General features: G+C 70.4%; 23 protein-coding genes, 1 tRNA gene and 2 pseudogenes. 14 read left to right on the top strand and 12 right to left on the bottom strand.

Translation table 11 applies throughout. The annotated features are described in order from the left end of the window. Positions 1-130: 130 nt before the first annotated feature. The 3 genes from nth to CJ022_RS08260 are packed head-to-tail and all read left to right on the top strand — an operon-like array spanning position 131 to position 2,628. Complete coding sequence (nth, locus tag CJ022_RS08270) at positions 131-781, top strand: endonuclease III (RefSeq protein WP_199171458.1); 651 nt, start codon at positions 131-133, stop codon at positions 779-781. A 55-nt stretch (positions 782-836) separates the two neighbouring features. Then, a complete protein-coding gene (metX, locus tag CJ022_RS08265) occupies positions 837-1,952 on the top strand; it encodes a homoserine O-acetyltransferase MetX (RefSeq protein WP_101926186.1) in 1,116 nt (371 codons plus the stop codon). 55 nt (positions 1,953-2,007) lie between these two features. Further along, positions 2,008-2,628, top strand: coding sequence for a cysteine dioxygenase family protein (locus tag CJ022_RS08260; protein ID WP_101926185.1), 621 nt, complete (start codon positions 2,008-2,010; stop codon positions 2,626-2,628). Positions 2,629-2,706: 78 nt separating this feature from the next. Here the strand turns inward: CJ022_RS08260 and CJ022_RS08255 are convergent, their stop codons facing one another. Next, positions 2,707-3,171: a hypothetical protein gene (locus CJ022_RS08255; RefSeq protein WP_101926184.1), complete on the bottom strand. Its 465-nt coding sequence runs from the start codon at positions 3,169-3,171 to the stop codon at positions 2,707-2,709. Positions 3,172-3,356: 185 nt separating this feature from the next. On the opposite strand from CJ022_RS08255, the gene CJ022_RS08250 reads away from it, so the two are divergent. Both CJ022_RS08250 and CJ022_RS08245 read left to right on the top strand, forming a co-directional pair. Continuing rightward, positions 3,357-3,442: transfer RNA gene (locus CJ022_RS08250), tRNA-Leu, on the top strand. Positions 3,443-3,661: 219 nt separating this feature from the next. Beyond that, complete coding sequence (locus CJ022_RS08245; protein WP_101926183.1) at positions 3,662-4,471, top strand: NRDE family protein; 810 nt, start codon at positions 3,662-3,664, stop codon at positions 4,469-4,471. An 81-nt stretch (positions 4,472-4,552) separates the two neighbouring features. On the opposite strand, the gene CJ022_RS08240 is transcribed toward CJ022_RS08245, so the two are convergent. The 7 genes from CJ022_RS08240 to CJ022_RS08210 all read right to left on the bottom strand — a co-directional run bounded on the left by CJ022_RS08240 (position 4,553) and on the right by CJ022_RS08210 (position 9,493). Further along, entirely contained in the window at positions 4,553-5,056 is a 504-nt protein-coding gene (locus CJ022_RS08240) for a hypothetical protein (RefSeq protein WP_101926182.1), read from the bottom strand. Between the two features lie 237 nt (positions 5,057-5,293). Beyond that, positions 5,294-5,752, bottom strand: coding sequence for a hypothetical protein (locus CJ022_RS08235; RefSeq protein ID WP_101926181.1), 459 nt, complete (start codon positions 5,750-5,752; stop codon positions 5,294-5,296). Further along, positions 5,749-5,949 (bottom strand): PspC domain-containing protein, encoded by a 201-nt coding sequence (locus CJ022_RS08230; RefSeq protein WP_101926180.1) that lies wholly within the window; start codon positions 5,947-5,949, stop codon positions 5,749-5,751. The genes CJ022_RS08235 and CJ022_RS08230 overlap by 4 nt, the downstream gene beginning before the upstream one ends. A 162-nt stretch (positions 5,950-6,111) precedes the next feature. After that, a complete protein-coding gene (phaC, locus tag CJ022_RS08225; RefSeq protein ID WP_101926179.1) occupies positions 6,112-7,182 on the bottom strand; it encodes a class III poly(R)-hydroxyalkanoic acid synthase subunit PhaC in 1,071 nt (356 codons plus the stop codon). 1 nt (position 7,183) lies between these two features. Continuing rightward, positions 7,184-7,468, bottom strand: coding sequence for a hypothetical protein (locus CJ022_RS08220; RefSeq protein WP_101926178.1), 285 nt, complete (start codon positions 7,466-7,468; stop codon positions 7,184-7,186). Continuing rightward, positions 7,465-8,811, bottom strand: a complete 1,347-nt coding sequence (phaE, locus tag CJ022_RS08215) for a class III poly(R)-hydroxyalkanoic acid synthase subunit PhaE (RefSeq protein ID WP_233198655.1) — start codon at positions 8,809-8,811, stop codon at positions 7,465-7,467. Before phaE ends, CJ022_RS08220 begins: the two co-directional genes overlap by 4 nt. 61 nt (positions 8,812-8,872) lie before the next feature. Continuing rightward, entirely contained in the window at positions 8,873-9,493 is a 621-nt protein-coding gene (locus CJ022_RS08210) for a CDP-alcohol phosphatidyltransferase family protein (RefSeq protein ID WP_101926177.1), read from the bottom strand. A gap of 143 nt (positions 9,494-9,636) precedes the next feature. Here CJ022_RS08210 and CJ022_RS08205 point away from each other — a divergent pair, with 143 nt between their 5' ends. The 7 genes from CJ022_RS08205 (at position 9,637) to CJ022_RS08175 (ending at position 13,811) form a co-directional block, all read left to right on the top strand. Beyond that, a complete protein-coding gene (locus CJ022_RS08205; RefSeq protein WP_101926176.1) occupies positions 9,637-10,503 on the top strand; it encodes an SPFH domain-containing protein in 867 nt (288 codons plus the stop codon). 1 nt (position 10,504) lies between these two features. After that, positions 10,505-10,843 (top strand): hypothetical protein, encoded by a 339-nt coding sequence (locus tag CJ022_RS08200; protein WP_101926175.1) that lies wholly within the window; start codon positions 10,505-10,507, stop codon positions 10,841-10,843. Beyond that, on the top strand, positions 10,840-11,025 hold the full coding sequence (locus tag CJ022_RS08195) for a type II toxin-antitoxin system antitoxin (RefSeq protein WP_101926174.1): 186 nt from the start codon (positions 10,840-10,842) through the stop codon (positions 11,023-11,025). Before CJ022_RS08200 ends, CJ022_RS08195 begins: the two co-directional genes overlap by 4 nt. Continuing rightward, positions 11,022-11,810 carry an alpha/beta fold hydrolase gene (locus CJ022_RS08190; protein WP_101926173.1) on the top strand — a complete coding sequence of 263 codons (789 nt, stop codon included), beginning with the start codon at positions 11,022-11,024 and terminating at the stop codon, positions 11,808-11,810. Before CJ022_RS08195 ends, CJ022_RS08190 begins: the two co-directional genes overlap by 4 nt. Beyond that, positions 11,807-11,986, top strand: a complete 180-nt coding sequence (locus CJ022_RS08185) for a DUF4177 domain-containing protein (RefSeq protein WP_101926172.1) — start codon at positions 11,807-11,809, stop codon at positions 11,984-11,986. The genes CJ022_RS08190 and CJ022_RS08185 overlap by 4 nt, the downstream gene beginning before the upstream one ends. Before the next feature lie 8 nt (positions 11,987-11,994). After that, complete coding sequence (locus CJ022_RS08180) at positions 11,995-12,831, top strand: CPBP family intramembrane glutamic endopeptidase (protein WP_143703918.1); 837 nt, start codon at positions 11,995-11,997, stop codon at positions 12,829-12,831. Between the two features lie 167 nt (positions 12,832-12,998). Then, positions 12,999-13,811, top strand: a complete 813-nt coding sequence (locus tag CJ022_RS08175) for a M15 family metallopeptidase (RefSeq protein WP_101926170.1) — start codon at positions 12,999-13,001, stop codon at positions 13,809-13,811. Between the two features lie 19 nt (positions 13,812-13,830). On the opposite strand, the gene CJ022_RS08170 is transcribed toward CJ022_RS08175, so the two are convergent. From CJ022_RS08170 to CJ022_RS08155, 4 genes and pseudogenes are all read right to left on the bottom strand, one after another. Further along, positions 13,831-14,202, bottom strand: coding sequence for a DUF423 domain-containing protein (locus tag CJ022_RS08170; protein ID WP_101926188.1), 372 nt, complete (start codon positions 14,200-14,202; stop codon positions 13,831-13,833). A 222-nt stretch (positions 14,203-14,424) separates the two neighbouring features. After that, a pseudogene (locus CJ022_RS08165) lies at positions 14,425-15,556 on the bottom strand (polyketide cyclase); the annotation flags it as partial. A gap of 479 nt (positions 15,557-16,035) precedes the next feature. After that, positions 16,036-16,677: a response regulator gene (locus CJ022_RS08160; RefSeq protein WP_101926169.1), complete on the bottom strand. Its 642-nt coding sequence runs from the start codon at positions 16,675-16,677 to the stop codon at positions 16,036-16,038. Between the two features lie 64 nt (positions 16,678-16,741). After that, positions 16,742-17,983, bottom strand: a complete 1,242-nt coding sequence (locus CJ022_RS08155) for a sensor histidine kinase (protein ID WP_101926168.1) — start codon at positions 17,981-17,983, stop codon at positions 16,742-16,744. Between the two features lie 186 nt (positions 17,984-18,169). On the opposite strand from CJ022_RS08155, the gene CJ022_RS08150 reads away from it, so the two are divergent. Together CJ022_RS08150 and minC are read left to right on the top strand one after the other, a co-directional pair. Continuing rightward, positions 18,170-18,760, top strand: coding sequence for a GNAT family N-acetyltransferase (locus CJ022_RS08150; protein ID WP_101926167.1), 591 nt, complete (start codon positions 18,170-18,172; stop codon positions 18,758-18,760). Beyond that, positions 18,760-19,152, top strand: a pseudogene (minC, locus tag CJ022_RS08145) (septum site-determining protein MinC); the annotation flags it as partial. The gene CJ022_RS08150 and the pseudogene minC, both read left to right, overlap by 1 nt.

Raw genomic sequence — 19,152 nt, 5'->3', positions numbered from 1 at the left:
CTGCGCCCGCGCAGAAGCCGGCCCTGCCGTCGGCGGCCGCGGCGATCCTCGCCCGCGCCAAGGCCCGCGCCGGCGGCGCAGCCCCGTGAGCGCGGACAGCGCCGGCCCGCCGCCACGTCGCGGCCGCACGATGACGCGCGCCGACATCCGCGAGATGTTCACCCGGCTGCGCGATCTCGATCCCGAGCCGACGACCGAACTCGACTACACCAGCCCCTTCGAACTGCTGATCGCGGTGATCCTGTCGGCGCAGGCCACCGACGTCGGCGTCAACAAGGCGACGCGACGCCTGTATCCCGTCGCCAATACGCCGCAGGCGATCCTCGACCTCGGTGAGGAAGCGCTGAAGCGCCACATCGCGACGATCGGCCTGTTCAACGCCAAGGCGAAGAACGTCATGGCGACCTGCCGGCAGCTCGTCGAGCTGCACGGCGGCGAGGTGCCGCGCGATCGCGCCGCGCTCGAGGCCCTGCCCGGGGTCGGGCGCAAGACCGCGAACGTCGTGCTCAACACGGTCTTCGGCGAACCGGCGATCGCGGTCGACACCCACATCTTCCGCGTCTCCAACCGCACCGGCCTGGCACCCGGCAAGGACGTGCGCGCGGTCGAGGACCGGCTGCTGCAGGTGGTGCCCGGGGACTTCCTGATCGGCGCGCACCACTGGCTGATCCTGCACGGGCGCTACGTCTGCAAGGCGCGCAAGCCCGACTGCCCAGCCTGCGTGATACGCGACCTCTGCCGGTACCGCGACAAGACCCCGGGCGTGCCGGCGCTGCCGTGAGCGCACGCCTCCGGCCGCGCACGGCGCCGCGGGGACGAGCCGCTAGACTGGCGCGATGACCGAATTCATCCCGCCCGCCAGCCGGTTCGTCCCCCTGCCCTCGCCTTTCCCGATGAAGCGCGGCGGCGCGCTGACCGGCGCCCGCATGGCCTTCGAGACCTGGGGCACGCTCGACGCGGCGCGCGGCAACGCGATCCTCATCGTCACCGGGCTGTCGCCCGATGCGCATGCCGCCAGCCACGCCGACGATCCGTCGCCCGGCTGGTGGGAGCCGATGCTCGGCCCGGGCAAGGCCATCGACACCGACCGCTGGTTCGTGGTCTGCGTGAATTCGCTCGGCAGCTGCAAGGGCTCCACCGGCCCGGCCTCGGCAGATCCGGCGACCGGCGCGCCGTATCGCCTCGGCTTTCCGGAGTTGTCGATCGAGGATGGCGCCGATGCCGCCGCGCACGTCGTGCGCGCGCTCGGCATCGGGACGCTGGCCTGTCTCATCGGCAACTCGATGGGCGGCATGACCGCGCTGTCGATCCTGGCGCGACATCCGGGCCTCGCCCGCACCCACATCAACATCTGCGGCGCGGCGCGCGCCCTGCCGTTCTCGATCGCGATCCGTTCGTTGCAACGCGAGGCGATCCGGCTGGATCCGATGTGGCGGCAGGGCGACTACGACGAGACGTCGTACCCCGAAAGCGGCATGCGCATGGCGCGCAAGCTGGGTGTCATCACCTACCGCTCCGCGCTGGAATGGGACGGCCGCTTCGGCCGCGTGCGGCTGGATTCGGACCGCCGCGACGACGACGAGCCGTTCGGGCTGGAATTCGAGGTGGAGAGCTACCTGGAAGGACATGCGCGGCGCTTCGTGCGCCGCTTCGATCCCAACTGCTATCTCTACCTCAGCCGCTCGATGGACTGGTTCGACATCGGCGAAAGCTGTGGTGCGGCGACCGAGGCCGGCCTGGCGACGCTGCGGCTGGAACGGGCGCTGGCGATCGGCGTGCAGACCGACATTTTGTTCCCGCTGCAGCAACAGCAGCAGATCGCCGACGGGCTGCGGGCCGGCGGTGTCGACGCGGCGTTCCTGCCGCTGGCGTCGCCGCAGGGGCACGATGCCTTCCTGGTCGACATCGACCGGTTCGCGCCGGCGATCTCGGGTTTCCTGGCGACGGTGTGACGGGCGGCACTCCGTCGCGGACGCCAGCGGCGCGCGGGCGCGATAGACTGCACCCATGACCGACGTCGCCTCCGCCTCGACCGCCACGCCCGTCCGCGGGCTGCCCGATGTGCCGTTCGCCGGCCGCGACAAGCTCGTCGCCGCAACCGATGCCGCCGTCGCCCTGGGCGACGACCAGGCGATCACCGCGGCCCTGCGCGGCGCGCTGTGCAGCCTGATCCGCGATCCCGACGTGCAGTTGCCGGCCTGCGTGCACCAGCCGATCGACGACCACTACGCCCGCCGCGAGCTCTATCGCAGCCCCGAGCACGGCTACAGCATCGTCGCGATGACCTGGGGCCCGGGCCAGGGCACGCCGATCCACGACCACGACGGCCTGTGGTGCGTCGAAGGGGTCTGGGGCGGCGAGCTGGAAATCACCCAGTACGAACTGCTCGACCGCAGCGGCGAGGAATTCCGGTTCCGCGCGGCCGGCGGCGTCCAGGCCGGCCCGGGCAGCGCCGGCAGCCTGATCCCGCCGCACGAGTACCACACCATCCGCAACGCGAGCCCGCATGCGATTGCGGTGTCGCTGCACGTCTACAAGGGCGTGATCGCGCATTGCGCGAAGTTCGTGCCGCACGACGGCGAGTGGTACCGGCGCAGCGAGAGCGCGCTGCCCTCCGACGCCGCCTGAGACGTTCCGCACGCGCCGTGCGGCGCGCGGTTGCTGCTTGATCGATGCCCGCGCCGGGCGCGGTCTCACGCCATTCCGTCAGTCGTCGAGCAGCGTGTCCACTTCGACCCGCAGCACCGACCCGCCGTCGACCAGCCACGCACGTCCCTGCACGACGATGCCCTCGCCCACGTGCGCCTGCTCGACCAGGCCCGGTTCGACTGCGCCGCCTGATGCCGCCTCGAAGCGCACGTCCTGCGGCATCCGCGACACGGGCTGCGGCACGTCGGGTTGCAATGCGTCCGGGTGACCGTCGACGTTCGAGATCATGTAGCCGTTGGGGCACGGCGCGCGCACGCAGCGGATATTGCTCAGGTGCACGCGGAACACGCCGTCGGCCAGTGCGACGCTGCCGCCCGGTTGTGCCGGGACGCGCGCAGGGCTGGCCGGCGTGGCCAGCTCGCGCTCGGCGACGGGCACTGCATCGACCGGCGTCGGCGTGCCTGCGCACGCGGACGCGAACGCGGGCAGCGCCACCAGCGCGAGCACGCGCAGCGCATGCATGGGGTCGACACGTCGCGCGTGCCGCGCCGTACGCCGTGCCAGATTCGCGTTCCTGACCATGACCGTCTCCAGACTCCCGGCCACCCGCCGGCCTGCGCATCATGCCAATGCGTATGTTCGAAATCCGCAAACGCCCCCGCCCGGCCGGCTCGCGCGACGGCCCATCCGCTATACTCCGCGTCCGCGCCGGAGTGGCGGAATGGTAGACGCAGCGGATTCAAAATCCGCCGCCCTTAAAAGCGTGCGGGTTCGAGTCCCGCCTCCGGTACCAGACGCCCGCACGCAGCGGGCGTTTGCCGTTGTGGCGCCGACGAACGGTCTCGATTCCGGGTACCCGGCGGGTGGGTCGCGCGGTCTGGATTCGGGTCTGCCGACTCATGCTCCCGGCCGGGAGTCCAAGGTCGGCCGACGATGCGTTCCGGAGCCAACGCGCGCCGCCGTGCTGCGCCCGCCACGTGGCCCGATCGCCCGGCTTCGCTACCATGGCGCGATGTGCCTGATCGCCGTCGCCTGGAACACCCGCCCCGACCTGCCCCTGGCCCTGATCGCGAACCGCGACGAGTTCCATGCGCGCCCGACGGCGCCTGCGGGTCCCGATCCCGATGCGCCCGATGTCTACGGCGGCCGCGACCTGGTGCAGCACGGCAGCTGGTTGCTGGCGGCGTCGCGACGGCGTCTAGCCGCGGTGACCAATGTGCGCCGCGGCAGCGCGGTCGAGACCGCGCCGCGCTCGCGCGGCTGGCTGGTGCGTGACTTCGTGCACGGCGCGCTGTCGGCACCGGCGTTCGCGCAGGCGCTCGCCGCCGACGCGCCGGCTTACGGCCGGTTCAATCTGCTGCTGTGGGACGGCCCGTCGCTGTGGTTCGCCAGCAACCATCCGCGCTTCGTGGCCGCGCCGGTGTCGCCCGGCCTGCACGCGATGTCCAACGGCGCGTTCGACGCGCCCTGGCCCAAGAGCAACGCGGCCTCGGCGACGCTGCGCGACTGGCTCGCGACGCGGGCCGCACCGCTGGAGGTCGACACGCTCGACGATGAGGCGATCGCGCCACTGTTCGCGGGCCTTCGCAGCACGACGCCCGCACCGGACGACACCCTGCCCGACACCGGCGTCGGCCTCGCGCTGGAGCGGCAGCTGTCGCCGCCTTTCCTCGTCGACGATCGCTATGGCACGCGCTGCAGCAGCGTGGTGCTCGTTTCGCCGGCGCAACTGCTGTTCGTCGAACGACGTTTCGCACCCGGCGGTGTGCCGTCGGGCGAGGCGCGCATCGTGCTGCGCGATCGCGCCGGCGCCGCCGGCTAGCGCGCCGCGGGACGTCATGCGTCACGCGCTCTAACTGGACGCAGCAACACGCGCTGGCCGGATCCCGGCGCAGGACGTGGGTCAGGGCGATGTCGCCGAGCAACGCACCGGTGCATCGTTCTCCAGCGCCTGTCCCCAGCCGTTGGGATTGCGGTCCGCCACCGTGTTGTTGATGCAACTGCGCGACGCGCCCGACCGCCGCGCTTCGACGGGACCGGGCAACCGCGGATTGCCGTCGGCGTCGGTGGCACCGTCGGCGGCCACCGCATCGAGCACGGAACCCGCATCTGGCGCGGCCGGAGCATCGATGACATCCGCCGCCGGCGGCACCGGTGGCGGCACCACCGGCAGGTCGGACGGCGGCGGCGCTGCAGGCGCCACCGGCAGGGGCGCCGTCGGCGGGACCGGCTCCGCAGACGTCGGCATCGCGTCGGCCGGCCCGTCGCGTTCGGGTGCGGCCGCCGGTTCGTCACCACCTGGGAACAGCCGCTGGACGCCGGCTACGACGAGGTTGCCGAGGATGACGGCGAGCAGCATCGGCAGGAAGAACGACCACGGCGAGATGACACGCGTGTCCTGATGCATCGTGGCGACTCCCGAGGCTGGACGCCGAGCGTAGCGCAGCGCCCACCCGGGCGCCGCGACGCCCGGCCGAACTGTGCGCCGATGACATGCCATGGCGATTGCGACACCCGGCGCGATGCGTTGCATCGGACAGCGCGACCTCTCGCTCATCGGCGCAGTGCGAGCGCGCCATCGCCGATCACGGATACCCGAAACGCGAAGCACGCACGTCTCGAGGATGCCGCAACGAGCGCTGCGTCAGGGCGTCGGCCAGGGCCACCAGCCTGCACCGGTCGCGGCGTACCGGTCGGCCGCACGCTCGAAACGGTTGCGCACGCTGACGCCGCCGCACACCAGGTACAGCGGCAGGAACAACGGCCCCAGCACCATGTACTGGTAGACGTGCGCGCGCTCGTGGTCGCACAGCCGGATCGGCGCATCGTCGCGCAGGCCCGCGCGATGCGAGTAGGTGCGGCAGGCGACATCCAGCGACGCGCCCGTGTGCAGGATCACGTTGCCGAACGTGATCGCGCCGCCAGGACCCCACGGCCAGCGCTCGAACACGAGGGCGAGATCGCGCGCGCGCCAGACGGGTCGCGCGCCGAACGCCAGACCGGCCGTGCCCGCGACCAGCCCGATCAGCGAATTGGGGGCGGTCCACACCGCGCCCAGCAGCCGCAGCAGGCGATGCGACGACGCGCGACCCGTTGCGCTCACCCCTCGCCTTCCGGCATCAGCATCCACAGCAGCAGGTAGACGAAGATGCCGGGGAACGCAGCCGACAGCACCGACACGACGACGAAGATCGCACGCGTCATCGTCGGATTCCAGTCGAAGCGGCGCGCGATACCGCCGACGACGCCGGCCAGGACGCGGTCGTTGCGGGTGCGGCTGAGCGTGGATGTCGCAGTCATGGCGCGTGGCCTGTCGGAGGGGAAACCGGCGCCATTAGACACCAGCGGTCGCGGATGCAGCACGCGACGCGGGTATCCAAAGGCGCGTCGCGGCCCGCACTTCAGCGGACGGCAGAGCGGTGCGCGCCTGCATTCGCCGCGGGTCCCCGGGCCGCATCGGGATCAACGCGACCGCGTGGCCAGCCAGTCGTGGATCGCGCTCGGCACCTGGGTCTGGGCGCGGCCCGACACGTAAATGCCGATGTGCCCGCCGCGGAACGACAGCTCCGAATAGTCGTCGGTGCCGACGAGGTCGCGCAGCGCGCGCGAGGCATCCGGCGGCACCAGGTGATCCTGCTCGGCGAAGATGTTGAGCACCGGCATCTCCACCAGTCCCAGATGCACGTCCTGCTCGCCGATGACGATGCCGCCGTTGACGAAGCCGTTGCCCTGGTAGAACTGTTTGATGTACTGGCGGAAGGCCTCACCCGCCTGGTCGGGCGAATCGAAGATCCACTTCTCCATGCGCAGGAAATCCTCGACCGCGGCCTTGTCGTCGAGGATGTCGACCAGGCCCACGTACTTCTGCACGAAGAGCCGCCAAGGCTTCAGCGTCAGGTAGCAGAGATTCATCATGTCGGCCGGCACGTTGCCGAGCGTGTCGACGAACAGGTCGACGTCCAGATCGCGCGTCCAGTTAGACAGCATGTTGTCGCCGGTGTGGAAATCCACCGGCGTGACCATCGTGATGAGATTGCGCACGCGCTCGGGATGCAGCGCCGCATAGCTCAACGCGAACGTGCCGCCCTGGCAGATGCCGAGCAGATTGATCGCATCCTGGTCGAACGCATCGCGCAGATGGTCGACGGCGCCACCGAGGAAGCGCTCGATGTAGTCCTCGAGTGTCAGGAAGCGGTCCGAGCGGTCGGGATAGCCCCAGTCGAGGATGTAGACGTCCTCGCCACGCTCCAGTAGGCCTTTGACGATCGAGCGGTTCGCCTGCAGGTCGACCATGTAAGGCCGGTTCACCAGCGCGTAGGCGATCAGCAGCGGTACCCTGGCAGTCGGTGCGCGCTCGCCGATGTAGCGGTACAGCACGACCTTGCCGTCGCGCCAGACTTCCTGCTTCGTGGTCGCACCGTAGTGGACGTCGTCGACGTCGCGCAGCGTCTGCAGGCCGGCGCCCAGTTTCTGCTGGAACCGCGTGGCCTCCTCGGCGACGCGCTCCGGCGTGATGTGGAGTGGTCCGGTCATGTCAGCGCTTTCCCTTGCGAGCGCGCTTGCCGCGCGCCGCTGTCATCGGTTCGGGTGCGAGCGGAATCGGCGAGATGAATCCGTAGTTCGGCAGCGGCGCGACACGCGTCGGCGATCGCGCGCTCTTGCGTGCCGCACGCGTCGGTGTCGCCTCGGATACGCGCCCGGCGCGCGCGCGGCGGCCCTTTGGCACGGGCCGCGCGACGGGCGTGCGCCGCGTGGTGCGCGTGGGCGCGGATTCGGCCTTCGCGACCACCTGCGTGGGCGCCCGCGCGGCTTTGGTCACCGCTCGTGGCGCGGCGCCGGCGGCGGGCGTTCGCGCTGCGGCGGACGAGGCCTGCGTGCTGCTGGGTGCCGCCTTCCTGACTGGCGCGCGCTCTTCGCCGTCTTCCTCGGCGCGCTCTTGTTCGGCGCAGCCTTCTTCGCTGCGGCCTTCTTCGCCGGGACTTGTTTTGCTGCGGTTTTCTGCGCTGCCGGCTTCTTCGCAGGCACCGCCGACTTGGCCGTCGTCCTCGGGGGCGGTGCCGCCGTTACCGCGGCGCTGCGCACGGACGTCTCGCGCGCTGTACGGGCGGCACGCGGCGATCCGACCGCGGAAACTGCACGCACGTCCGCGTGCGGTCGCGTCACGGTAGCCCCGCGCGCGACGCCTGCCCGCACCACCGGCGCGACGGCATCGACGCGGTCGCGCAAGCGACGCAGATGCCGCTCGAGCTCGGCGATCTTGCGATGCGCGCCATCGAGTTCGGTCCGGGTCGGCAGATCGAACTGCCGGCACAGCTGCTCGATCTCGCGCTGCACCGCGAGTCGCAGGCGCATCTGGCCATTGACCAGATCCGCGTACGCGCTGCGGAATTCGGGCGACAGCGCGATCTCCGCATACGCTTCTTCAGCCGCATCGATCCACAGATCGAACAGCACGCGCGGGGACTCGATCTGCTGGCCCGGCGCCGCATGTGCGCCGAGCTTGCGCTCGAACAGGCCGAAGGCCGACTGCGAGGCGCGCGCCAGCAGGGCGTAATAGGCCTGCTGGCTCTGCTGGTAGCCGGCCATCGCCTGCGCCAGACCCTGCCAGCGCGCCTGGTGTTCGCGTGCGACGCCGAACGTCGGCAGCTGCAGCCAGTCGGCGCCGTGCGCGCCGCCCTGCATCGCGTCGAGCAGTGGGCGCGCCCGCGCGATCCACGCGTCGAAACCTTCCAGACCGGGTGCCTGCAGGCCGTCGAACATCTTGGCGAAGGGATTGGCCTCCAGGCCGCCGAGCGCCTGCCGCCACGCGGCCGTGATCTGGGCCGCACTGTCGTCGCGACCCGCGAACTGCGCTGCGAGCTGCTGCATCTGGCCGAACCATTGCCTGGCCTGGCTGTTGAACCGGGCGACGGTATCGCCGACATCCGCCTGACCCGCTGACGGCGCCTGTCGCGCCCACCAGTCGAGCGCACTGCGCCAGGGATCGGCGGGGGCCTCGCCGAAGCCGGGCATCGCGCCCGGGAGACCGCCGAAGCCGGCGGCCTGGGACGCCCCGGGCGCCGTCTGGCGCAAGGCATCGCGCCACGCCTCCCACGCCTGCCGCGCCATGCGTTCCAGTTCCGTGCCGGACATGCCCGGACCCTCGTGCCAGCCGTTCGTCATCGCGCGCTCCCGCTCAGTCGCGTTCGATCATAGCAACTGCCCGGGGAGCGCCCGCGACCGTTCAGAACTTGGGAATGCGCAGCGTCTTGCTGATCATCAACGCGCCCGACAACGCGAACATCAGCACCAGCGGATGCAGGCGCCACGGCCCCAGTTGCAGGGCGCCGAACCACAGCTCGGCGCCGATCGCGCCGGTCCACGCGGCGATCGCCAGCACCACCACCAGCGCCAGGCTGGTCGGGATCGGCGTGCCCTCGAAGAACTTCACCTTGTCGCCGCCGTCGGTCAGCGTCTCGGCGGTGACGTTGTAGCGCGCGAGCCGGCTGACGCCGCAACAGACGAAGAAGCTCAGCACCAGCCAGTCCCAGCCGCCCTGCATGCCGCAGGCATAGGCCAGGGCCGCCGGCGCGACGCCGAAGGAGACCACGTCCGCCAGCGAATCGAGTTCGCGCCCGAGCGTCGACGACACCTTGCGCCAGCGCGCGATGCGCCCATCGAAGGCGTCGAGCACGAACGCCAGGGGAATCAGCGCCATGCCGATCAGCAGGTCGGTCCGCACGCCGTCCTGCAGGAAGCGCATCGCGGCGAACACCGCGCCGGTGCCGCAGAAGGCGTTGCCCAGCGTGAACCAGTCGGCGAGATGGAAGTCGCGGAGCATCGAGAAATGACGGGGACGGGACATGCAGGCTCCGGGGGCGAATGTGGTCACATCCTGCCGGCGGACCCGCCAAGCAGGCGTGAGCGGGTCCGCGCCTGTGCCGCCACCCACTTGACGATGTGATATCAATCCGATATCAATTGGCTACACGACCTGGAGATGCCGCGATGCAAGAGAAACCGATCCGCTCCCTGCCGGGCATCCCGGTCCTGCTGCTGCAGCTGCTGGGCCTGGCAGCCTGCGTCTACCTGTTCTTCCGCGGCACTTCGAGCGGGGGCGGCTCCGTTCTGCCGGCCGTCGCCATCGGCGTGGCCCTGGTCGTCGCGTTCACGGTGACCGGCCTGTACATGGTGGAACCCAACCAGTCCGCGGTGCTGAGCCTGTTCGGCAAGTACGTCGGCACCGACCAGGCCAACGGCCTGCGCTGGAACAATCCCTTCCTGACGAAGAAGAAGGTCTCGCTGCGGGTCCGCAACTTCGAGAGCGGCCGGCTGAAGGTCAACGAGCTCGACGGCAGCCCGATCGAGATCGCCGCGGTCATCGTCTGGAAGGTCGTGGATTCGGCCGAGGCGGTGTTCAACGTCGACGACTACGAGAGCTTCGTGCACATCCAGTCCGAGGCGGCGCTGCGCGCGATGGCGACCAGCTATCCCTACGACCAGCACGAGGAGGGCCAGATCTCGCTGCGCAGCCACCCCACCGAGATTTCCGACCGGCTCAAGGAACATCTCGACGAGCGCCTGACCTCGGCCGGCGTCGACGTGCTCGACGCGCGCATCAGCCACCTCGCCTACGCGCCGGAAATCGCCCACGCGATGCTGCAGCGCCAGCAGGCGAATGCGGTGATCGCCGCGCGCACCCGGATCGTCGCCGGTGCGGTCGGCATGGTCGAGATGGCCCTCGCCGAGCTGCAGAAGAGCGGCATGGTCACGCTCGACGAAGAGCGCAAGGCGTCGATGGTCAGCAACCTGCTGGTCGTGCTGTGCAGCGACCGTGCGACCCAGCCGGTGGTCAACACCGGATCGCTGTACTGACATGTCGCCGCAGTACATCGCCGCCGCGATCTTCGTGCTGCTGGCCCTGCCCGCCTTCGTGTCGGCGCGCTGGCTGGCGGACGGCCGGTTGCCGTTGTCCGCAGGCAGCCGCGGCATGACGGTCCGCGACAAGGCCGTGCTCGACAGCAAGCTCGCCCGCCTGATGCGCATGACCGGCCTGGCGATGCTCGCCACCGGCCTCGGCGTCGCGCTGTGGGGCGACCAGGAGCGCCGGCTGCTGGCCCTCGTCGTGGTCATGGTGCTGCTCGTCAACGGACTGGCGCTGGCCTCGGTGCTGGTCGTGGCCCAGGCCAAGCGGCGGGCACGGGGCCGCCAGTGAGCGACAAGAAGGCCTATCCGCTGCGGATCAACGCGGAGGTTCTCGCCGCATTGCAGCGCTGGGCTGACGACGAGCTGCGCAGCGCGAACGCGCAGATCGAGTACGTCCTGCGCGACGCCCTGCGCAAGGCCGGTCGGCTGCCTGGACATATGACGCCTCCTACCGGGCGTGAGTCCGAATGAGCGCGCTGTGGGCGCGAGTGCGCAGGTGGTGGGCCATCGCGGGCAGTCTGGCGCTGGTGGTCTGGATCGTGTGGTGCGCGATCGCGTTCCAGCCCAGCGCATTCGCCCGAAGCGCCCTGTCTGATTCGACACAGGTGCGCGTGCGACCGCTGGACGATGGCTGGCTGTTCGAACCGGTCGATGGGACGTCCGCCGCCCGCTCGCTCGTGTTCTTCCCGGGCGGGCTGGTCGATGCGCGTGCGTATGCGCCGTTGATGCATGCGGTGGCAGAAGGGGGTCATCGCGCGTTGCTGGTGCGCACGCCGTGGCGCGGGGCGTTCGGCCAGGCCGAAGCGCGGGGCACGCTTGCGCGGGCACATGCACGCACGCAAACGCTGGGTGGCCGCTGGGTCGTCAGCGGCCATTCGCGTGGCGGCAAGGCCGCCGCGGCCTACGCGCAGCGGTACCAGAGCGACATCGATGCGCTGGTGCTGGTCGGCACTTCGCATCCGCGCAACATCGATCTGCGCGACGTCTCGTTCGCGGTCGTGCAGGTCCTCGGCGACCGCGATCCGATCGCCAGCGTCCGCCGCGCGGATCGCAATCGGCACAGGCTGCCGGACGACACGACGCGAATCGTGTTGCGCGGCGCCAATCATTCGCAGTTCGGCGATTACGGCTTCCAGCCCGGCGATCGCGTTGCACGCATGTCCAGGCATGCGCAGCGCGGGGCCGTCGCAGCGGCGCAGCGCGCGGTGCTCACGGGTCCATCCTCCTCCATTCCCACAACGGACAAACGACAATGACGACGCGTTGGCAGTACAAGATCGAAACGGTGAAGGTCGGCACGATGGGCGGCCTGAAGCCGGAGCTGATCGAGGAGCGGCTGCAGACCCTGGGGCATCAGGGCTGGGAACTGGTCAATGCGGTGCATGCCACGCAGTGGGGCCCGACCCTGCTGTTCCTCAAGCGCCCGGCATGAGCACGCGCGTGCCCCTGCCTCCACGGCCCCGGCAGGATCTGCGGGTCGCCGTCGCCTGGGCCGCGGCCGCCGCGCTCGCGACGGTCGCGGTGTTTCCGTACCTGCTGCAGCTGGCGCCGGGCCGCGTCGCCGCCCTGCCGGTGCCGTTGCCGGCGCTGATCGCGATCCAGGCGATGCAGATGTTCATCCTGGTCACGCTGCTGGCCTGGGCGGGACTGCGGATGGGGCATCGCGTCGGGCTCGGCAGTCCGCTGCTGCAGCGCTGGCTCAACCGGCACGGCGCGATCGACACCGCTGTCCTGCGGCCCGTGCACAGCGCCGGCCTGGGCATCGCCTCGGCGATCGCGATCCTGCTGCTGTCGCATCTCCTCGATCCGCTGCTGCTGCCGCCGCCCAGGGTCGACATGCAGGACATCGACGGCGCACGCAATGCACTGTACGGCCTGCTCGCGTCGTTCTACGGCGGCATCGTCGAGGAGCTGCAGTTGCGGCTGTTCCTGATGACGCTGCTGGTGTGGCTAGCGGTGTGGATCGCCCGGCTCCAGCTTCCGCGCGCGACGCGCGGGCAGACACCTTGGCCGACGCCGGCGCCGGCGTTGATGTGGGCCGCGATCATCGCGGCGGCCGTGCTGTTCGGCCTCGGCCACCTGCCCACGGCCGCCGAGGTGTGGTCGCTCGATGCCGGCGTCGTCGCCCGCACGGTGGTGCTCAACGCGATCGGCGGCATCGCCTTCGGCTGGGTGTTCTGGAAGCGTGGCCTGGAGATGGCGGTCGTCGCGCATTTCAGCGCCGATCTCGTGTTGCACGTGCTGGTACCTCTGCTGATGCCGCAGGCGGTGCTCTGACCCCGAGGGCGACGAGCGCGCCGGAGGGTCGTCAACGCTGGTGATCACGCGTCGCGGGAATGCATCCGGGCCCATCGGCCATCCGCCCATCGCGCGGCTTCCGGTTCCGCGTCCGACCGGACGCGCATTGCTGGCGACGACGCGGCGCGTTCGCATAAGCTGCGGTGATGCAGTCCTCGCTACCCGTCCTGTTGAACACGTCCGAGGTCGAGATCTGGCCTGCGGCGCTGCTGCGCGCGCGCAGCAACCGCGACGCCCGTGTCCTTGCGCGCGCGGACCACGTGCTGCGCCGCAAGCGTGATGGCGCCTACCTCGCCGCCACGCTGCCGGAAGGCCTGATGCCGCTGCTGCCGAGGTGGCAGCGGGCACCCGGCCTGGACGAGGCGCTGGCGACGCTCGAGGCCTGGACCGCGCGACGCGCCGGCGGACTCGGGCATGGGCAATCCTCGCTGCCCCCGCAGGGCCTGGACGCGAAGCTGGACGAATTGGGTATCGACGCCGACGACTACGCCGCGCGCACCGGCCTGTCGCGGATCGACGAGCCCGCCTGGCTCGTCGCCGCCGGCGTCGACCGCTATCGCCGGCCGTTGTGGCTGCTGCCTGGCGCGGCGCGCGCGTGGCAGGACCTGCGGCATGCCGCCGCGCGGGACGACGTCGCGCTGGACGCGGTGTCGGGCTATCGCAGCCACGACTACCAGCTCGGGATCTTCGAGCGCAAACGCGCGCGCGGGCAGGACGTCGCGGCGATCCTCCAGGTCAACGCCGCACCGGGCTTCAGCGAACACCACGCCGGCACCGCGCTCGACATCAGCGCGCCGGGCGAGCCGCCGGCCGAGACGTCGTTCGAATCGACGCCCGCGTTCGCCTGGCTGACGACGCACGCAGCCGCCCACGGCTTCACGATGAGCTACCCGCGCGACAATCCGCACGGGATCGTCTACGAACCCTGGCACTGGCGCTACCGGTCGGCCCTCGACTGATCGACCCGGTGCGGCGCGATCAGCGCCGCAGTGCGGCCACGACCTGCAGCAGCCAGCCGAGCATCGTCAGGATGCCGCCCCAGGGCGCGAAGAACGACGGCCCGCCGAACAGATGGCGCGACACCAGCGCGCCCGCGAACAGCAGCGTGCCGATCAGCAGTGCGACCAGCGACGCGACTTCGAGCGTGCCGCGCACGGCGCGACCCAGCACGGTGAGCACGATGCCGTGACCGAACGCGAAGACTGCCGCCGTCTGCAACGCCGCGCGCGCGGCACCGTCGACGCCGTGCGACGCATAGGCCGACAACCCGACCGACAGGCCTGCCAGTAGCGCGCCGGCTGCGACCAGTCCGCCGCTGTGCCGTGAACTGCGCGTAGACCCGATCCCCATCGTCTTCTCCCATGCCGCCGCAGCGGCGCTGTCGCGGATCAGCTGACCCTGCGGCCGACCCTGAAACGACGCACGCCGCATCCCGGGGGATGCGGCGTGCGTGGTAGCCAGCAACGCGATGGACTGCGCTTACTCGGCCGGAGCGGCCTCGGGCGCTTCGGCAGCCGCGGCCGGTGCCGGTGCTGCTGCGGGCGCCGCGGCTGCAGGCACCGCATTCGGATCACGCAGCGTCCAGAAGACCTCGAACTCGCCGTTCTCGGTGAACGCGGTATCGATTCCGTTCTCGTAGAACTCGTACGGACGGTCGGTGACTTCGTGACCCTGCGTCAGCGCCCAGGCGCGAACCGCATTGCGGACGTTGTCCAGCTCGGCCATGAAACCGGTGTAGCTGGCCTTGGCGGCGCGACCGCGCTGGGTGTGCACGTAGGTCACCGGGCCCAGCAGTTCCAGGTCCGACAGCTCGGCGGCGTCGGTGGTGCTGGCAACGACCGGGGCCGGAGCCGCCTCTTCGCCTTCCGCCGTCTCGTCGCCTTCGCCTTCCGCAGCAGCGGCCGGCGCGGCCGGGCCGGAGCCCTTCTTGCGGACCGGCAGCGCCACGTCGAAGTTGTAGGTCTCGCGACCCAGCTCCGTCGTGATGATGCGCATCGGACCGGCGGCTTCCAGGTCGTTGGCGGCCATGGTGCGGTTGATCCACTCCATGTTCGACTTCATCGAGTCCTGGATCACGTCGTTGTTGCGCTCGATCGCACCGGCGGCGACGACCAGCAGGTTCTCGGCCGGACGGTCGACGGCGGCCAGCTCGGTCAGCTTGCTGCCTTCGACGCGGTAATCGACGTTCGGCACCGAGGCCAGCATCGTGGTCATCTGGCCCAGCGCCAGCTTCATGTCGTCACCGACGTTGCGGCTGACGTACAGGCCCGCGTAGCGGCCCAGCAGGTCCCAGCCGTAATCGACGCTGTAGGTCTGGGTGATCTCGATGTTGCGGTTGTTGCGGCCGGTCGGCTCCAGGACGAAGGTCATCGTCTTGTTGTCGCCGCGCTGCGGGTTCTCGACCTTGTAGACGACCCGGGTGTCGGGCTCGGACTCGGTGATTTCCCAGCTGCCCTGGCCGACGCGCTCGATCGACGAATCGAAATCGACGCGGGCACCGACGCCTGCCGAGGGACCCGACAGCTTCAGCTGCGCCGCGGGATCGTAGAGACGGATCGGAGACCAGTCCTTGAAGCGGTTCAGGCTGTTGATCGTGTCGAACACGATGCTCTGCCGACGGTTGGTCTCGACCGATTCGGTCGACCACCAGGAACAGCACGGCGACGATGACACAAGAGATCAGCAGTTCGAGCAGACGGGTCATTCAGGGTTCTCCAGGACCAATTCCGGCCTGATGCGGCACAGACCGGCAATCGTAGCAAGTTGCGCGACACCGGGCGAGTACGTTGCACGATCGGACGCAGGGGCGCGTTCGACAGCGGCGGACGGGGCGGCATGGTGCCACGTGACGCGGTCGTATGGTGTCTGGGAATGATGACGGATGGATGTGGAGGATCGCGCGCCCACCGGATCGGGGCGGCACGCCCCACCGGTCGCGTCGCGTCATGCGCTCGATGCAACCCGGCGGATCGCGCTGGATGCCGCTGCGCCTCGACCGTCGCCGTGCTGCGGCGGGCCGGGCATCCTGCCGTCAGACCAGCTGCAGCTCGAAGGGCTTGAGCACCGCACGCGTGCGGTCGCGGACGCCGAGTTTGGACAGGGTGAGCGCATCCCGTGCACGAGGCACTGCCTCGTGGGAGGGGCGAACGCCCGCCGTGCTGCGGCGGGCCGGGCATCCTGCCGTCAGACCAGTTGCAGCTCGAAGGCCTTGAGCACCGCACGCGTGCGGTCGCGGACGCCGAGCTTGGACAGGATGTTCGACACGTGGTTCTTGATCGTGCCTTCGGCGACGCCGAGCGAATTGGCGATTTCCTTGTTGGAAAAGCCGCCGGCCATCAGCCGCAGGATCTCGGTCTCGCGGTCGGTGAGCGGGTCCGGCCGCTCCAGGCTGACGAACTCGTTGCGCATCTGCTCCAGCCCCGTCAGCAGCCGCTGGGTCACCGCGGGCTGCACCAGCGAGCCGCCGTCGGCGACGGTGCGGATCGCGCCGACCAGCTGGTCGAGCGACACGTCCTTGAGCAGATACCCCTTCGCGCCCGCCTTCAGGCCGGCCAGCACCAGCTGGTCGTCGTCGAAGGTCGTCAGGATGATCGTCGGGCGCAGGGTACCGGCGGCCGCCATCGACTGCAGCGCTTCCAGCCCGGACATCACCGGCATGCGCATGTCCATCAGCACGACGTCGGGCGCGAGGCCCGGGATCAGTGCCACCGCCTGCTGGCCGTCGGCGGCCTCGCCGACGACCTCGATGCCCCCGTCGAGCGCGAGCAGCGACCGGATGCCCTGACGGACCAGATTCTGGTCGTCGACCAGGAAGACTCGGATCATGCGGTTCCCCACTTCCGTTCGATGATGACGGGCGCCCTGCCCGCGGATGCCTGCGCCGCGGCGCTCATGTCGCGCGATCCACGGCCGGCCCGGGCTTCGCGGCGGCCACGGCCACGGCCCGCGCAGCATCGCGCAGGCCGCCGTCGTCCGCCAGCGGGAGTTCGAGTTTCAGGACGAAGCCCTGGTCCGGCGCGGTCTCGACCTGGAGCCGGCCGCCGTAGGCCGCCAGCCGCTCGCGCATGCCGGTCAGGCCGTTGCCGGCCCGCGCGCTCTCGGCTCCGCGGCCGTCGTCGCGCGCGTCGAGGAAGACCGTGCTGCGGTCCTGCGAATAGCGCAGGCGCAGCAGCTGGGCACCGGCGTGGCGCACCGCGTTGGTGATGATTTCCTGAGTGCAGCGCAGCAGCACGTGCGCGCGCTCGGGGTCGTCGATCATGAACTGCACCGGCATCTGGATGTCGATGCGCAGGCCCGGCACGTTCTCCGCCAGTGGCAGCAGCGTCGCCCGCATGTCGATCGCATCGTCGTCGCGCAGATGGCTCACGGCCTCGCGTACGTCGCTGAGCAGCAGTTTCGCCAGCGTCTGGGCCTGGCCGACGTGCTCGCGCGCCTGGCCGGCGACCAGATGGCTGGCGACCTCCAGATTGAGACTCAGCGCAGTCAGGTGGTGGCCGAGCAGGTCGTGCAGCTCGCGCGAGATCCGGGTGCGCTCGTTGACCCGCACGCTCTCGGCCAGCAGGGCCCGGGTCGCGCGCAGTTCGGCGTTGAGGCGACGCTGCTCCTCGCGGGCCTGGCTCTGCTGGCACGCGACCAGGCCGGTCACGAAGGCGAAGCCGGTGAAACCGACGTACAGCGCCGCCTGCAGTACGGCCTCGATCCAGGTGAAATCGAAGCCGCGCACGTAGACCGGGACGATGACGAATTCGCACAGCACCAGCAGCCCGACGCCCACCCAGACCGGCAACAGCCACGGCAGCACGCAGGCGACGACCATCAGCAGGATGCTGCCCAGCCCGCTCTGGCTGTAGTAACTGATCGCGATCGCGCTGCCGGCCAGCACCACGACCAGGGCATGGTCGAGCGGATTGATCCGGCGCTCGCCCAGGCCCCGGGTCAGCCACGCGTAGGACAGGCCGAATACCAGCCATGCCAGCCACGTGCGCCAGCTCTGCAGCACCAGCAGCGTCGGACTGTCGGTCAACTGCTCGGCGGGCGCCAGCGTCAGCAACAGCAGCGGCAAGCCGATCACCGCCCAGGTGAACAGGCCGGCGACGCGCAGCAAACGATTGTGGTGCAGATGCCGGATCATCGGCCGCATGGTAGGCGCAAAACCGGCCGCCGGAGCCGGCCTAAAGTCATGCGCGCGGCCTGCCGCGCGAGGCCTCACGGATCACCGCGCCAGGGACGGGCATGCAATAATCGCCCCCGCTCGACCGGCACGACCTCCGTCGTTCCCGCGTCGCGCGCTCTTGCCGGTAGTTACCTGGAGTCTGGAATGTCGATCGTCGTCCGCGACGTGCGCGAGCACGAGCTGGATTCCATCCTCGAACTGAACAATGCCGCCGGACCCTCGATCCTGCCGCTGGATGCCGACCGGCTCCGCCGCCTCTACGACACCGCCGAATACTTCCGGATCGCCGAGCGCGACGACGCGCTGGCCGGCTTCCTGATCGGGTTCGGCGCCACCAGCGGGCACGACAGCAGCAATTTCCGCTGGTTCGGCGAGCACTACCCCGACTTCTTCTACATCGACCGCGTGGTCGTCGCCAGCCGCCGGCGTGGTGGCGGTGTCGGCCGGGCGTTCTATGCCGACGTGCAGAGCTATGCCGAGGTCCGCCATCCGCTTCTGACCTGCGAGGTCTTCCTCGAGCACGACAACGACCCGGTGCGTCTGTTCCACGGCAGCTTCGGCTTCCGCGAGATCGGCCAGCACGTGATGCCCGGCGCCGGCATCCGCGCGTCGATGCTGGTCAAGGAACTGTGCAGCTTCGGCTGGGTGCGCGAGCGCTACGGCAACGCGTTGCCGGACGCGCCCTGGCTCGGCAAACCGCGGGTCCAGGCGCGCTCGGTGGAGGCGGACGCCTGATGGCCTCGCGTCCCTCCCCCGCACCCGCCGCCGGCTTCGAGCAGGCCGGCGAGCTGAAGATCGGCCAGGTCGGCATCGCCAACCTGCGCATCCGCACGCTCGATGTCGCGCGCCTCGGCGACGAGCTGCGCAGCCGCGTCGCGCGCGCGCCCAAGCTGTTCGAACGCGCGGCGGTGATCCTCGATTTCGGCGGCCTGCCGGGCCTGCCGGACGTCGAGACCGCACGCGCGTTGATCGAGGCCCTGCGCGGCGCCGGCGCGCTGCCGGTCGCGCTCGCCTGGGGCAACCAGGACAACGCCACCCTCGCCGAGGCGCTGGGCCTGCCGCTGCTGTCGAAATTCCGCGCCCAGTACGAAAGCGCCGACGGTCTGCCGCCCGCCGCGCCGCCCACC

This window comes from Luteimonas rhizosphaerae (assembly GCF_002849595.1).
Classification (GTDB): domain Bacteria; phylum Pseudomonadota; class Gammaproteobacteria; order Xanthomonadales; family Xanthomonadaceae; genus Luteimonas; species Luteimonas cellulosilyticus.
This window is presented reverse-complemented; position numbering and strand designations above follow the sequence as displayed.

Coding starts and splice junctions, on each gene's coding strand:
- CJ022_RS08240 (WP_101926182.1), bottom strand. CDS start 5,056: ATGCATCAGGACACGCGTGTCATCTCGCCGTGGTCGTTCTTCCTGCCG.
- CJ022_RS08210 (WP_101926177.1), bottom strand. CDS start 9,493: ATGTCCCGTCCCCGTCATTTCTCGATGCTCCGCGACTTCCATCTCGCC.
- CJ022_RS08230 (WP_101926180.1), bottom strand. CDS start 5,949: ATGACTGCGACATCCACGCTCAGCCGCACCCGCAACGACCGCGTCCTG.
- CJ022_RS08255 (WP_101926184.1), bottom strand. CDS start 3,171: ATGCATGCGCTGCGCGTGCTCGCGCTGGTGGCGCTGCCCGCGTTCGCG.
- CJ022_RS08175 (WP_101926170.1), top strand. CDS start 12,999: ATGCAGTCCTCGCTACCCGTCCTGTTGAACACGTCCGAGGTCGAGATC.
- CJ022_RS08185 (WP_101926172.1), top strand. CDS start 11,807: ATGACGACGCGTTGGCAGTACAAGATCGAAACGGTGAAGGTCGGCACG.
- CJ022_RS08160 (WP_101926169.1), bottom strand. CDS start 16,677: ATGATCCGAGTCTTCCTGGTCGACGACCAGAATCTGGTCCGTCAGGGC.
- CJ022_RS08170 (WP_101926188.1), bottom strand. CDS start 14,202: ATGGGGATCGGGTCTACGCGCAGTTCACGGCACAGCGGCGGACTGGTC.
- CJ022_RS08200 (WP_101926175.1), top strand. CDS start 10,505: ATGTCGCCGCAGTACATCGCCGCCGCGATCTTCGTGCTGCTGGCCCTG.
- CJ022_RS08245 (WP_101926183.1), top strand. CDS start 3,662: ATGTGCCTGATCGCCGTCGCCTGGAACACCCGCCCCGACCTGCCCCTG.
- metX (WP_101926186.1), top strand. CDS start 837: ATGACCGAATTCATCCCGCCCGCCAGCCGGTTCGTCCCCCTGCCCTCG.
- nth (WP_199171458.1), top strand. CDS start 131: ATGACGCGCGCCGACATCCGCGAGATGTTCACCCGGCTGCGCGATCTC.
- CJ022_RS08150 (WP_101926167.1), top strand. CDS start 18,170: ATGTCGATCGTCGTCCGCGACGTGCGCGAGCACGAGCTGGATTCCATC.
- CJ022_RS08155 (WP_101926168.1), bottom strand. CDS start 17,983: ATGATCCGGCATCTGCACCACAATCGTTTGCTGCGCGTCGCCGGCCTG.
- phaE (WP_233198655.1), bottom strand. CDS start 8,811: ATGACGAACGGCTGGCACGAGGGTCCGGGCATGTCCGGCACGGAACTG.
- CJ022_RS08190 (WP_101926173.1), top strand. CDS start 11,022: ATGAGCGCGCTGTGGGCGCGAGTGCGCAGGTGGTGGGCCATCGCGGGC.
- CJ022_RS08260 (WP_101926185.1), top strand. CDS start 2,008: ATGACCGACGTCGCCTCCGCCTCGACCGCCACGCCCGTCCGCGGGCTG.
- CJ022_RS08205 (WP_101926176.1), top strand. CDS start 9,637: ATGCAAGAGAAACCGATCCGCTCCCTGCCGGGCATCCCGGTCCTGCTG.
- phaC (WP_101926179.1), bottom strand. CDS start 7,182: ATGACCGGACCACTCCACATCACGCCGGAGCGCGTCGCCGAGGAGGCC.